General features: G+C 19.7%; 12 protein-coding genes and 5 tRNA genes. 9 read left to right on the top strand and 8 right to left on the bottom strand.

Annotated elements, in window-relative coordinates:
- Positions 1–44 precede the first annotated feature (44 nt).
- Entirely contained in the window at positions 45–497 is a 453-nt protein-coding gene (aroQ, locus tag BUCICURT3053_RS01320) for a type II 3-dehydroquinate dehydratase (protein WP_154061222.1), read from the top strand.
- Positions 498–501: 4 nt separating this feature from the next.
- On the opposite strand, the gene BUCICURT3053_RS01325 is transcribed toward aroQ, so the two are convergent.
- The 3 genes from BUCICURT3053_RS01325 to BUCICURT3053_RS02100 form a co-directional block, all read right to left on the bottom strand.
- Positions 502–813 carry a helix-turn-helix domain-containing protein gene (locus tag BUCICURT3053_RS01325; RefSeq protein WP_154061223.1) on the bottom strand — a complete coding sequence of 104 codons (312 nt, stop codon included), beginning with the start codon at positions 811–813 and terminating at the stop codon, positions 502–504.
- Between the two features lie 162 nt (positions 814–975).
- Positions 976–1,764, bottom strand: coding sequence for an RluA family pseudouridine synthase (locus tag BUCICURT3053_RS01330; RefSeq protein ID WP_331865594.1), 789 nt, complete (start codon positions 1,762–1,764; stop codon positions 976–978).
- The gene (locus tag BUCICURT3053_RS02100; RefSeq protein WP_232037249.1) at positions 1,731–1,940 is read right to left on the bottom strand and encodes a S4 domain-containing protein; all 210 of its coding nucleotides are present in this window, start codon (positions 1,938–1,940) and stop codon (positions 1,731–1,733) included. Before BUCICURT3053_RS02100 ends, BUCICURT3053_RS01330 begins: the two co-directional genes overlap by 34 nt.
- A gap of 279 nt (positions 1,941–2,219) precedes the next feature.
- On the opposite strand from BUCICURT3053_RS02100, the gene alaS reads away from it, so the two are divergent.
- From alaS to BUCICURT3053_RS01355, 5 genes are all read left to right on the top strand, one after another.
- Positions 2,220–4,868, top strand: a complete 2,649-nt coding sequence (alaS, locus tag BUCICURT3053_RS01335; protein WP_154061224.1) for an alanine--tRNA ligase — start codon at positions 2,220–2,222, stop codon at positions 4,866–4,868.
- Positions 4,869–4,996: 128 nt separating this feature from the next.
- Complete coding sequence (gene csrA, locus BUCICURT3053_RS01340) at positions 4,997–5,182, top strand: carbon storage regulator CsrA (RefSeq protein WP_154061225.1); 186 nt, start codon at positions 4,997–4,999, stop codon at positions 5,180–5,182.
- Between the two features lie 219 nt (positions 5,183–5,401).
- Positions 5,402–5,488 (top strand) — tRNA-Ser (locus BUCICURT3053_RS01345).
- A gap of 19 nt (positions 5,489–5,507) precedes the next feature.
- Positions 5,508–5,581, top strand: a tRNA-Arg gene (locus tag BUCICURT3053_RS01350).
- 92 nt (positions 5,582–5,673) lie between these two features.
- A complete protein-coding gene (locus BUCICURT3053_RS01355) occupies positions 5,674–6,402 on the top strand; it encodes a 16S rRNA (uracil(1498)-N(3))-methyltransferase (RefSeq protein WP_232037251.1) in 729 nt (242 codons plus the stop codon).
- A 51-nt stretch (positions 6,403–6,453) separates the two neighbouring features.
- On the opposite strand, the gene zapA is transcribed toward BUCICURT3053_RS01355, so the two are convergent.
- From zapA to BUCICURT3053_RS01380, 5 genes are all read right to left on the bottom strand, one after another.
- Positions 6,454–6,747: a cell division protein ZapA gene (gene zapA / locus BUCICURT3053_RS01360; RefSeq protein WP_154061227.1), complete on the bottom strand. Its 294-nt coding sequence runs from the start codon at positions 6,745–6,747 to the stop codon at positions 6,454–6,456.
- 86 nt (positions 6,748–6,833) lie between these two features.
- Positions 6,834–7,487 (bottom strand): ribose-5-phosphate isomerase RpiA, encoded by a 654-nt coding sequence (gene rpiA / locus BUCICURT3053_RS01365; protein WP_154061228.1) that lies wholly within the window; start codon positions 7,485–7,487, stop codon positions 6,834–6,836.
- A gap of 114 nt (positions 7,488–7,601) precedes the next feature.
- Positions 7,602–7,673: transfer RNA gene (locus tag BUCICURT3053_RS01370), tRNA-Gln, on the bottom strand.
- A gap of 48 nt (positions 7,674–7,721) precedes the next feature.
- A tRNA-Leu gene (locus BUCICURT3053_RS01375) sits at positions 7,722–7,803 on the bottom strand.
- A 30-nt stretch (positions 7,804–7,833) separates the two neighbouring features.
- Positions 7,834–7,907, bottom strand: a tRNA-Met gene (locus BUCICURT3053_RS01380).
- A 255-nt stretch (positions 7,908–8,162) separates the two neighbouring features.
- Here BUCICURT3053_RS01380 and BUCICURT3053_RS01385 point away from each other — a divergent pair.
- The 3 genes from BUCICURT3053_RS01385 to polA all read left to right on the top strand — a co-directional run bounded on the left by BUCICURT3053_RS01385 (position 8,163) and on the right by polA (position 14,254).
- A complete protein-coding gene (locus tag BUCICURT3053_RS01385) occupies positions 8,163–9,791 on the top strand; it encodes a glutamine--tRNA ligase/YqeY domain fusion protein (protein WP_154061229.1) in 1,629 nt (542 codons plus the stop codon).
- Positions 9,792–10,059: 268 nt separating this feature from the next.
- The gene (gene eno / locus BUCICURT3053_RS01390; RefSeq protein WP_154061230.1) at positions 10,060–11,367 is read left to right on the top strand and encodes a phosphopyruvate hydratase; all 1,308 of its coding nucleotides are present in this window, start codon (positions 10,060–10,062) and stop codon (positions 11,365–11,367) included.
- A 205-nt stretch (positions 11,368–11,572) separates the two neighbouring features.
- Positions 11,573–14,254, top strand: a complete 2,682-nt coding sequence (gene polA / locus BUCICURT3053_RS01395; protein WP_154061231.1) for a DNA polymerase I — start codon at positions 11,573–11,575, stop codon at positions 14,252–14,254.
- Positions 14,255–14,259 lie beyond the last annotated feature (5 nt).

Consider the following 14,259-nt stretch of genomic DNA (forward strand, 5'->3'; position numbering starts at 1 on the left):
AAATATTATTCTTAATTAGAATATATATAAAAATAGGAAATATTATGAAAAATAAATTTAAAATAATGATAATTAATGGACCAAATTTAAATTTATTAGGTACTAGAGAAACAAAAATATATGGAAAAAAAACATTATCTGAAATAATTAATAAAACAAAAAAAATAGCAAATAAACTAAAAGTAAAATTATATGATTTTCAATCTAATGCAGAACATGAAATAGTAGAAAAAATACATGAATGCAAAAGCATAAAAATAAAATTTATTTTAATTAACCCAGGAGCGTTTGCTCATACTAGTATATCAATAAGAGATGCTCTTCTAGCTATAGAAATTCCATTTTTCGAAATTCATATTTCTAATATATTTTCTAGAGAAAATTTTCGTTCACACTCCTGGATATCTGATATATCAAATGGTATTATATCTGGATTTGGTTCTGATGGATATATTTGGGCTCTTCATACAGCCGTAAATCTTTTATTAGAAAAATAATATACTACTTATTAAATCGTTTACTATTTTGATAATAAATATTTAATTTTCTTCTTAATGTTCCTCTATTAATACCCAAAATTAAAGCTGCTTTTGTTTGATTACCTCTAGTATATTGCATTACTATATCAAATAGAGGTTTTTCAATTTCAGATAAAAACATTGAATATAAATTATTTTCTTTTTTTTCAACTACTATTAAAAAGTAATTTTTTAAAGCAATTTTAATATAATGAATTAAAGGAGCATAAAAAACTTTTTTATTAACAGTATTAGATACTATAAATTTACTAGAATTTTTTTTATTATTTAACATATATTTACTTAATTGATTTTACATTATCAGTTCTTAATATAAAAATATATAGAATTTTAATATTTTTAACAAAAAAAATTAATTTAATAATTATTAATTATATGGTATATAAAAAATATATTTTGTATAATTAAATTACATAAAAATAATATTTTATAAAAACTATTTCATGTCTTCCAAATATAAAAAATTAATTAATTGTATCATATCTATTGGAGGAGCAACTAACCAGATTTTTTTTTTATTAAAAATAGGATGAATAAAACTTAACATTCTAGAGTGCAGTGCAGGTCTAGAAAATTTTAAAAAAAATTTATGCATTTCTTTAGAAATACCTAAAAAATTTAATTTTATACCCCTATAATATATTTTATCGCCGAATACAGGATGTAAAATAGAAGATAAATGTACTCTAATTTGATGCATTCTACCTGTTTTTAATTGTATACGAAGATATGTATAATTCCTAAAAATTGTCATAACCTTATAATAAGTTAAAGCTGACTTTCCGCCAATACCTACAGTCATCATAGTTCTACGATAAATATTTCTTTTAATAGGATAGTCAATAAAGCCATCTTGTTCAATTCTACCGATAACAATAACATCATATTCTTTTATTACTTCTCTTTTTTTAAATAAAGAAATTAGATAATTATATGAAAATATTGTTTTTGCTACAACTAATAAACCAGAAGTATTTCGATCTAATCGATGCACAATACCAGCTCTAGGTAAAGTTAAATTATTTTTATAATGATAAATTAAAGCATTAAATAATGTACCTGAAGTATTTCCATAACCTAAATGTATAACAAAATTAAATGGTTTATTAATAATTAATAATTCGGAATCTTCAAAAATAATATTTAAAAATATATTTTCTTTTTTTATTTTAATAAAATTAAATTCTTTTTTTATATTAATAGAAATTTTGTCTTGAAAAAAAATTTTTTTTTTGGTTTAGTAATAATATTATTATTTACTGCAACATATCCTAATAAAATCCATTTTTTTATACAAGAACGAGAAACAGAAGAAATTAATTCTACTAAAATTTTATCCAGTCTATAAGATTGTAATTTTAAATTTGAGATTACAAAATTGAATTTTTCTTTTTTATTCATAAATACTCATTAGAATTATATTTTTTTAAAAAAATTCACATATATAATATAAATTATATGTTAAATAATTTTGTCTATATTTTAAACATTTTAACAGATATAAAAAATTTTATATATAAAAAATATTATTTTAATTAATCAAAATAAAAAAAATAATATATTTATATATAAAATTTTTATATATAAAATAAAAAAATATTTTTTTTAAAATACATATTTTTTATATTTATATAATAATTTTTTTATCTTATTTTAATAATATTTATGGATATCATTTTTATGAAAACAGAAAAAATTCGCTCTTTATTTTTACAATTTTTTAAAGAAAAAAAACATACTATTGTTCAAAGTAGTTCATTAATTCCCAAAAATGATGATAGTTTATTATTTACAAATGCCGGAATGAATCAATTTAAAGATATTTACTTAGGATATAAAAAAATAAATCCATCATCTTTTGCTAGTTCTCAATATTGTATTCGAACAGGCGGAAAACATGATGATTTTAAAAAAGTTGGTTATAAACCTTATCATCATACACTGTTTGAAATGTTAGGAAATTTTAGCTTTGGGGAATATTTTAAAGAAAAAGCTATTATATATGCTTGGGAATTTTTAACACATAAAAAATGGTTACAATTATCAAAAAAAAAAATATGGATTACATATTATTATCAAGACTACGAAACAAAAGATATTTGGCTAAATGTTATTAAATTACCATCTGATCATTTAATTGCAATAAACGATAAAAATAATATAAAATATAATTCTGATAATTTCTGGAAAATGGGAGATTCAGGTCCATGCGGACCATGTACTGAAATTTTTTATGATCAAAGAAAAAAAAATATCAATATTAAAAATATAAAAAACAGTAATGATCTAAAAAAAAATTGCTTAGAAATTTGGAATTTAGTATTTATGCAATTTAATCAAATTAATCCAAACAAAATGATTAAATTACCAATTCCATCAGTAGATACAGGGATGGGTTTAGAAAGAATTTCTTCAATTTTGCAAAATGTATCTTCAAGTTATAAAACAGATAATTTTATTAAATTAATTCAATCTATAAAAAAAAAAATAAAAAACAAAAAAAAAAGTAATATTTCTTTAAGAATTATTGCGGATCATATCCGAACATCTACTTGTTTAATTGCTGAAAATATTGTGCCGGGCAATGAAGGAAGAAGTTATGTATTGAGAAGAATTATTAGACGCGCGTTAAGTCATGGATATTTTATAGGTTTAAAAAAACCATTTTTTTATAAATTATCTAAATTAATTATATATAGCTTTAAAAATATTAATTCTAATTTTAGTATTTATAACAAAATTAACATAATAAGAAATATTTTATTTACTGAAGAAAAACAATTCCATTTCGTACTAAAAAGCGCAATGAATAAGTTAAAAAAAGAAATCAAAATACAAAAAAATAATACATTATGTGAAAAAAAAATATTTTATTTATATGATACTTTTGGTCTGCCTATTGAAATAACACAAGATATTTGCAAAGAAAAAAAAATAATAATTAATATAAATAAATTAAATAAAATTATTTATTTAAATAAAAACAAACAAAAGAAAAATAAAAATAAAAAAACAAAAGAAAATTCATATTTAATGTTAATTTCAAAAAAATCTATTTTTGATGGTTATAATGAACATATAAAGATAACTAAAGTAATACAAATTATTTATAACAATAATATTGTATCTTGTTTAAAAAACAAATGTATAGGAATTCTAGTATTAGAAGTAACACCATTTTATGGTGAATCCAGCGGACAAATAGGAGATTCTGGTGAAATCATTAGTAAAAATGGAATATTTATAGTAGAAAATACAAAAAAAAATGGTGATTTTATAGCCCATATAGGATTTATAAAAAATGGATTCATAAATATAAATGATATTGTATATGCTAAAATTAACATTAAAAAAAGAAAAATAATACAATCTAATCATACCGCTACACATTTATTACATTCTGCATTAAATAAAATATTTAAATCAAAAATAAATCAAAAAGGGTCACTTGTTAATAATAAATATCTAAGATTTGATTTTCAATATAATGAAGATATTAAAGAAAAAAATATTAATCAATTAGAAATTATAGTAAATAAAAAAATTCAAAAAAACATACCAATAAATACTATTATTACTTCATTTAAAAAAGCAAAAAAAAATAAAGTTATATATTTACAATCAAAAAAATATAAAAAAATAGTACGTATAATCGATATTGAAAATTTTTCTAGTGAATTATGTAATGGAACACACCATCAAAATACTGGTAAAATTGGATTTTTTAAAATTATTTCATATAAAAAAATCGGAAACCAAATAAAACGTATTACAGCAATAACAGGAATAAAAGTAATTAAATATTTTCATAAAAAAATAAAAGAAGAAAAAAAAATAAAAAATCTATTTATAAATAAAAAAAATAATATTTATCAATCAATAAAAAAAATTATTAATAATATTAATGATATAAAAAAAGAAAATCAAAAATTAATAAACCAAAATATTTTACAAGTTTCTAAAAAATTAATATCAAAAGCATATTTTATTAATAAAATATTTTTTATCATAAAAACTATATCTTATAAAAAACATCAAATTATTAGAAAAATATCTGATATTATTAAAGAAAAATTAGAAAAAGCAATTATTATATTAATCAATGAAAATAATCTCATAACAACATTTTTAATTAATATAACACAAAATATAATAAAAAATATCAATGCTTTAAAAATAAAAAATATTATATTTTCTATATCTCCAGGTAAAGGAGGAGGGAAAAAAAACATCGTGGAAGGAAGACTAACAGATAAAAAAATAAATTCTAAAAAAATAAAAAAAATAAAAACAAAAGTTATAGAATATATAAAAAAAATAATGAATTAAAAAATAAAATTTATTAATAATTTCAAATAAAATTTATAAATAATTTGTATAAATATATAATTATAAATAATATAAATTTTTTAAAAAATCATAAATATATATCTCATTTTTTCAAAAGGAATAAAGGAATGCTTATTTTAACTCGTCGAATTGGCGAAACATTAATAATCGGCGATGAAATAATGATAACAATTTTAGGAATAAAAGGAAATCAAATTCGAGTTGGTATTAATGCTCCTAAAGAAATACCAGTACACAGGGAAGAAATATATAAAAGAATTCAGTTAGAAAAAAAATTATTACATAAAATATAAAAAAATAATACTATACTGTATTTTGTTAACATTCAAAATACAGTAAAATAACTTTATTAAAAATGTTTACTAAAAAAAATATTCTATAAAAAAATTATTAAAATTAAATTAATAATATATTATATAATATTTATTTAAAATCAAATATAAAAATAAAATTTTATTTGACTTATTTTATAAAAAAAAGTAATATAATTCTTATTATTTGTTATAAATATTGGTGAGATGGCCGAGCGGTTTAAGGCGCTCCCCTGCTAAAGGAGTATGCATTAAAATGCATCGAGGGTTCAAATCCCTCTCTCACCGAAATAATAATATTATTTATGCATCCGTAGCTTAGTTGGATAGAGCACTCGGCTACGAACCGAGAGGTTGGAGGTTCAAATCCTCCCGGATGCAAAAACAATATTATTGTTATAACATAAATATTTAATAAATCGTATATTTTATATATAAATAAAATTTTTTTAAATAAAATTGGATATAATATTTTGTATATTCCTAGAATCTATTTTGATAAAACTATAAAACTTAATACTATAATAGAATTAAAAAAAAATAATGCACATTATTGTTTAAATGTAATAAGATTAAAAATAAAAAACACTATTCATATATTTAATAATACAAATTATATTTTTATATCTGAAATAATAAATATAAAAAAAAATAAAATTTTTGCTAAAGTAATAGAAAAAAAAAAAGATAATAGAGAATCACCAATAAATATTCATTTAGGTCAAATTTTTTCTAAAAAAATGAATATTACTATTGAAAAATCAGTAGAATTAGGTGTAAAAACGATTACTCCTATTATACCCAAACAAAAAAATTATAATAAAAAAATAAAAAATATTATTTCAAAAAAAAACTATCATTGGAATAAAATAATAATTTCTGCATGTTCTCAATCAAAAAGAAATATAATACCTATTTTAAAAAAACCACATTCAATATGTGAATGGTGTAATTTAATACCTCATACATCTACTAAGATTATTTTTTCTTTAAATTCTGTTGATAAAATTAATAATATTCCTTACAAATACAAAGATATTTATATATTAATAGGATCAGAAAAAGGGTTCAGTGAAAAAGAAAAAAAATATGCAAAAAAAAAAGATTTTTTAAATATTTCTTTAGGACCTAGAGTTTTAAGAACAGAAACAGCTAGTATTGTTGCAATAACAGCATTGCAAATATATTTTGGAGATATATAAATAAAAGCATTAATTTATTTTAAAAATTAAGAAAAAATAATATTAAAAATATTATTCTTTCATTAAAGCTGTATCCATCATTTTATTTAATGTCAACATTCTAGACTTTAAATGTTTTACACAGTGAACTGATTTTTCTTTTTCTAATTCTAGTTCATAACAAATATTTAAAGCAGTAATAAAAATCAGTTGTTCTATATTTGAAACACCTGTTTTTTCTTTTAAATCTTCTAATCGTTTACTTAAAATATCTGCTATATAATACAGATCAGAAGAATTACCATCCGGGCAATTAACTCGTATAAATCGTCCACAAACTTCTATATCAATAGATTTTAATGACATAAATGATTTCTCTATAAAAATAAATTAAAAAAAATATTAATAATTATATTATAAAATTTTTAAAATATATTTTTATATTTTTGTTATCAATATATTTCTTTTATTTTATCTGCATAACTAACTAATAATAAATCAGCTTTTCTTATACAAAATAAACCCACTGAAACTACACCTGATATATTATTAATAGTTTTTTCTAAATTAACAGAATTTTCTATATATAAATTATGTATATCAATAATACAATTTCTATTATCTGTAATAAAATTTTCTCTATATTTAGGCATTCCTCCTAATTTAATTATTTCTTCAGAAACTTTCCTTAAAGCCATAGGAATAACTTCAACGGGGATAACACAACAGTCAAAATGTTTTATATATTTTGATTTATCTATTATGCATATAAATTTTTTTGCAACAGAAGATATAATTTTTTCACGAGTTAGAGCTCCTCCACGACCCTTTATCATCTCCATGGATTTATTTACTTTATCAGCGCTATCAATATAAATATCTAAATTTTCTAAAGAATTCAGATCTACTATAGGTATATTATATTTTCTTATCTTTTTTTCTGAAGCTATAGAGCCCGGCACTACACCACGAATAGAAGATGAAATATTTGATAATTCTTCAATGAAATAATTTACTGTTGAACCAGATCCAATTCCAATAATGGAATTTTTAGGAACATACTTTAAAGCAAATTTTGCTACAGATTTTTTTAACGTATTAAACATATATTCTCCAAAATACATTAAAAACAATATTGTTAATAATATAAAATAAGATTATTTCTATAAATAAAGAAATAATAAAAAAATAATTAAAATAAATATATAAAAAAATATTATCTGGGGTACCTGGATTCGAACCAGGGATGCCGGTATCAAAAACCGGTGCCGTAACCTCTTGGCTATACCCCAAAAAATAATATTTTTATAAAAATATTATTGAAAAATATAAAATTATTATACGGAAGGCGAGATTTGAACTCGCAAACTTTGCAGTGCCAGAACCTAAATCTGGTGCGTCTACCATTTTCGCCACTCCCGTCCAATTAAACTTAAAAATTATATAATTTAATGGCTATAACGAGAATCGAACTCGTGACCTCAGCGTTATGAGTGCTGCGCTCTAACCGTCTGAGCTACATAGCCGTATTTTTATTAAAAATAATATTTAAATGATAATTTTACACAAATAAAATCATTTTTACAATCAAAATTTTCAAATAAAATATTTTTTTTTATTTTAAAAAATAATTTAAATTTTTTATATTAAAATATAATTTAGTAAGAAAAATTTTCATTATTTCTATATACTTTATAAAGTAATAAAATTTCTATATTTAATAAATATAATTTATATCTTATAGTATAAACTTTATCAAAAAAATTTAAAACGGTTATAATATGAATAATAACTTCATTAATAAAATAATAAAAAAATCAATATTAAAAAATCCTCATGATAAAATAAAAACACGCTTTCCACCAGAACCTAATGGTTATTTACATATTGGACATGCAAAATCTATCTGTTTAAATTTTGATATTGCAAATAAATACAATGGTATTTGTAATCTTAGATTTGATGACACTAACCCAAAAAAAGAAAAAATTAAATATATTGATTCAATAAAAAAAGATATACAATGGTTAGGTTTTAAATGGCATAAAAAACCTAAATATACTTCAAATTATTTTAACAAATTATATAAATATGCAGTTCAATTAATTAAAAATAATTTAGCATATGTAGAAGAATTAAATAAAAACGAAATAAAAGAATATAGAGGAACGTTAACAAAAACAGGAAAAGATAGCCCGTTTAGAAATCGAACGATTGAAGAAAATTTAATTTTATTCAAAAATATGAAACTCGGAATGTTTCCAGAAGGATCTATGTGTTTAAGAGCAAAAATAAACATGAAATCTCCATATATTATTTTACGTGATCCTGTTTTATATAGGATAATATTCTCCGAACACCATCAAACAAAAAATAAATGGTGTATATATCCTATGTATGATTTTGCTCATTGTATTGCTGATGCTTTAGAAGGAATTACACATTCTTTATGTACACTTGAATTTCAAGATAATAGACAATTATACAAATGGATATTAAAAAAATTACACTTTATAAACAAACCCCCTAAACAATATGAATTCTCTAAATTAAATTTAGAACATACAATTTTATCTAAAAGAAAATTAAAAAAATTAATAAATTCTAAACTTGTCAATGGATGGGGGGATCCAAGATTACATACAATATCTGGTTTAAGAAACAAAGGATACACAAAAAACTCTATTCAAATGTTTTGTCAAAAAATAGGAATTACAAAACAACAAAGTATAGTAGAATTATCCTTACTAGAAGCATGTATAAGAAAAGACCTTAATATGTCTTCTCCTAGAAGAATGGCTGTAATTAACCCGATTAAAATTATAATTACTAATCTACCTGAAAATCATATAGAATATTTTAATGTTTTTAATCATCCTCAAGTAAAAGAAATGGGTACTAGAAAGATTTTATTCACTAAAGAGATATATATTGAAAAAGAAGATTTTTCTCAAAAAGATAAAGAAAGTTATAGAGGATTAGTATTAGGAAAAAAAGTTCGACTAAAATATGCCTATATAATAAAAGCAAAGAAAATTTTAAAAGATAAAAAAAATAAAATAAATTGTATTTTATGTAAATATTATCCTAAAAAAATAAAAAAAAATATAGGAATAATTCACTGGATATCTATAAAAAATTCTATTCCAGCGCAATTTCAATTATTTGATATTTTATTTATTTCTAAAAATCCTGAAAAACAAGATGATTTTATGCAATCATATAATCCTAACTCATATATTCTTAAAAAAGGATATATAGAGTACATTGTATATCAAGAAAAAGTTAATCAAACTTACCAATTTGAAAGAATTGGATATTTTTTAAAAAAAACAAAGAAAAATAAAAAAAAAATTATATCCTTTAATAGGATAGTATCATTAAAAAATAAACATAGAAGTTTTATTTAATAAAATTGTTTATTTTTAAAAAATAATATTTTTAAAAAAACACAAATATACTTTACTATTTTAATAGTATAATGAATATTATATTCATAATATATAAAAAAATTAAATTTATATAAATATTAGTAATAAATTTTGTTATTAATATATATTAAAAATAGTTATGGTTTTATTATATAAAAATATTTTATTAAAAATATTTCATTTTATAAAAATAAATTACTATATTAATTTATAAAATATTTTTAAATAAAAAAAGGATAAGTTAAAAATGTCAAAAATAAAAAAAATATTTGCTAGAGAAATATTAGATTCACGTGGATTTCCTACGATTGAAACAGAAGTTCATTTAGAAAATGGTCATTTTGGTTGTTCAGCTGCTCCTTCTGGAGCATCAACAGGATCTAAAGAAGCTTTAGAATTAAGAGATTTTGATAAAAATCGATTCCTAGGAAAAGGAGTACAAAAAGCAATAAACTATGTTAATACAGATATAAATAAAGCATTAATAAATAAACAATCAGAAAATCAAAAAGAAATCGATTATTTAATGATTGAGTTAGATGGTACAAATAATAAATCAAAATTTGGTGCTAATGCAATTTTATCTGTATCACTATCTTTAGCAAAAGCAACCGCTTCCGAAAAACAAATACCATTTTATTCTTATATATCTCAAATTAACAATACAAAAAACAAATTCTCCATCCCTCTTCCAATGATTAATATTATTAACGGAGGAATGCATGCTAATAACAATATTGATATTCAAGAATTTATGATCCAACCTATAGGAGCAAAAAATATAAGACAAGCTATTCAAATGGGTTCAGAAGTTTTTCATACATTAGGTATAATTCTTAAAGAAAAAGGATATTCAACCTGTATTGGAGATGAAGGAGGATATGCTCCTAATTTAAAATCTAATGAAGAAGCATTATCCATAATTAGTTTAGCAGTAGAAAAAACTAATTATAGACTGGGAGAAGATATTACTTTTGCAATAGATTGCGCTGCGTCAGAATTATTTGATAAAAATACCCAAAAATATAGATTAAAAAATGAAAAAAAAGAATTTACTTCACAAGAATTTACACATTACTTAGAAAAATTAATAAATAAATATCCAATTATATCTATAGAAGATGGACAAAATGAAGATGATTGGGAAGGTTTTATATATCAAACAAAAATTTTAGGAAATAAAATTCAATTAGTTGGAGATGATCTATTTGTTACAAATAAGAAAATACTAAAAAAGGGAATAAAAAATAAAGTTGTTAATGCTATTTTAATTAAATTTAATCAAATAGGAACTTTAACAGAAACATTAGAAACCATTTATTTAGCTAAAAAAAATAATTATTCCGTTATAATATCACATAGATCTGGAGAAACAGAAGACACAAGTATAGCAGATCTTTCTGTTGGAACATCTGCAGGACAAATAAAAACTGGTTCAATGTGTAGATCAGATAGAACAGCTAAATACAATAGATTAATTAAAATAGAAGAATCACTAAAAAAACAAAAAAAAACATTTAAAGAAAAATTAAATATATTTGAATTTAAAAAATAAAATTATGTATACTCCAATTATATAGATAATTAGAAGATAATATAAAAAACAAAGAAACCCCTATATAATAGGGGTAATAGAACTATTAAATAGTATATATATAAATAATATATATTAAATATATAAAATTATAAATAATAAAAAGTATTTATTTTTTTTAAAATTTCAATAAATTTAATAACTAAATTACTAAATAGGAATTTTTATGAAAAAAAAAACTATTGTATTAATAGATGGAAATTATTGTTTATATCAAACATATTTTTCTTTTTTAAAACTTAAAAATCATTATGGACATTTTACAGGTATTTTATATGGATATATAAAAATATTTAATAAAATAGTAAAAAAATTCTATCCTGACAATATAGTAGTTGTTTTTGATACTCCTACAAAAACTTTTCGACATCAATTATATTCAAAATACAAAAAAAATAGATCTTCTATGCCTGAAAATTTAAAAAAACAAATTAATCCTTTAAAAGAAATTATCCAAAACTTAGGAATACCTATTATTAGTATAAATAATATAGAAGCTGATGATATTATAGGAACTTTGTCTAAAAAATTTATAAAAAAAAAATATTATATTTTTATATATAGTGCTGATAAAGATATGTTACAATTAATAAATAAAAAAATTAAAGTTATTCCAGGAAAAAATATAGAAAATACCTTAAATGAAAAAGAAGTATATAAAAAATACGGAATACAACCATATTCTATAGCAGATTTTTTAGGATTAACAGGCGATACTTCAGATAATATACCCGGAATACCTGGAATAGGAAAAAAAACTGCTTCAATTCTTTTAAAAAATTTTTTATCTATAGATAACATATATAAAAATATAGAAAATATTTCTTTATTACCTATAAAAAACATTAAAAAAATCACAGATAACTTGAAAAAGAATAAAGATTTAGCTTTTCTATCATTGAGTTTAACTAAAATTAATAAAAGTGTATTACTAAATTATAGTACGAATGATCTTTTAAAAAAAAATAAACCAAATATACCTTTTTTATTAAAAAAATTTCAATATTATCAATTTAATGAATACATTAAACAAATATATAATAATATGTTTCCAGTAATTGATATATATCACAAAAAAGAAGATATTAAAAAAAAAAAAAAATATATTGAAATCATAGATAATATGTTATTAACAAAACTTATAAATAAAATTAATAAAAAAAAAATATTTTCTATAGCAGTTAATCTTTATAATAAAAAAAAAAAAAATATTTTTTCTATTTCTATTACTATAGAAAAAAATACAACATGGTGGTTTAATTCTAATCAAAATAATAAAAAAAATACAAAAATTACTATAGAATTTATATTAAAAAATATAAAACCAATATTAGAAAATAAAAAATATAAAAAAATAGGAAAAAACTTAAAAAACATTTTTCATATCTTTAAAAAATATAATATAACATTAAACGGCATGTATTTTGATATATCAATTATATATTATAATTGTAAATTAAGTAATTATAATAATAATTATTATAAATATCTTATTAAAAAGTATTCAAAAAAAAAAATTAATATAACAGAAGAAAAAAAAATAAATGAAATTATTCAAGAATCACTAATATCTTTAAAGATATATAATAAAACCAAAATATATTTTAAAATATATTCTATAAAAGAAATATTCCAATCAATTGACATGCCTTTATTAAAAGTTCTATCTATTATAGAAAATAATGGTGTATTAATAAAAAAAAAAATATTAAAAAAACAAAAAGTACAAATTACCAATACAATAAACAAATTAAAAAAAAAAATATATCATTCAACAAAAGAAAAATTCAATATTAATTCTCCAAAACAATTAATAAGTATCTTATTTAAAAAGTATAATTTTTTATATATAAAAAAAACAAAAAAAGGGAATGTTTCAATTAATGAAAAAATTCTTCATGAACTATCTAAAAATCATAAATTGCCGAAAATTATTTTACAATATAGATTTCTTAAAAAAATAAAAAATACATACTTAAATAATTTAATTAATTCAATAAATAGAAAAACAAATAGAATTCATACAACATATCATCAGACGTCTACATTAACAGGAAGATTATCATCTAGTAATCCAAACTTACAAAATATACCAATTAAAAATAAATTAGGAAGAAAAATAAGAATTGCATTTATAGCAAAAAAAAAATGGATTTTACTAGCAGCTGATTATTCACATATTGAATTAAGAATTATAGCTCATTATTCACAAGATAAAAAATTAATACAAGATTTATCATATAATAATGATATATATATTAAAATAGCTGCTCATATTTTTATGATAAAAGATAAAAAAGTTAAATCTTATCAAAGAAATATTGCAAAAATCGTTATTTTTTCCATATTATATGGAATTAGCCCTTTTGGTTTATCTCAAAAATTAAATATTCCTGTAAAAAAAGCTAGTGAATATATAAATAATTATTTTGCAAGATATAAAGAAACAAAAAAATATATAAAAAATATATATCATATTGCGAAAAAAAATGAATATATAAAAACACTATTTGGAAGAAAATTATATATCTCTAATATTAATTCAAGCAATAATATTTTAAAAAAAAAAGCAAAACGTTTCTGCATTAATACAATGATACAAAATACTGCTTCAGATATAATAAAAAAATCCATGATTAAGTTAAATTCAATATTTCAAAAAAAATTTAAAAATGAAGCAAAAATAATTATGCAAATTCATGATGAATTAATATTTGAAATTAAAGAAAATAAAAAAAACATACTAACAAATATAATAAAAAATTGTATGGAAAATAATGTATCATTAAAAATACCATTATATGTTTCTATAAAAACCGGTAAAAATTGGAAAGAAATAAGTAAATAAATAAA

The organism is Buchnera aphidicola (Cinara curtihirsuta) (assembly GCF_900698895.1).
In the GTDB taxonomy this organism is placed as follows: Bacteria; Pseudomonadota; Gammaproteobacteria; order Enterobacterales; family Enterobacteriaceae; genus Buchnera_F; species Buchnera_F aphidicola_AX.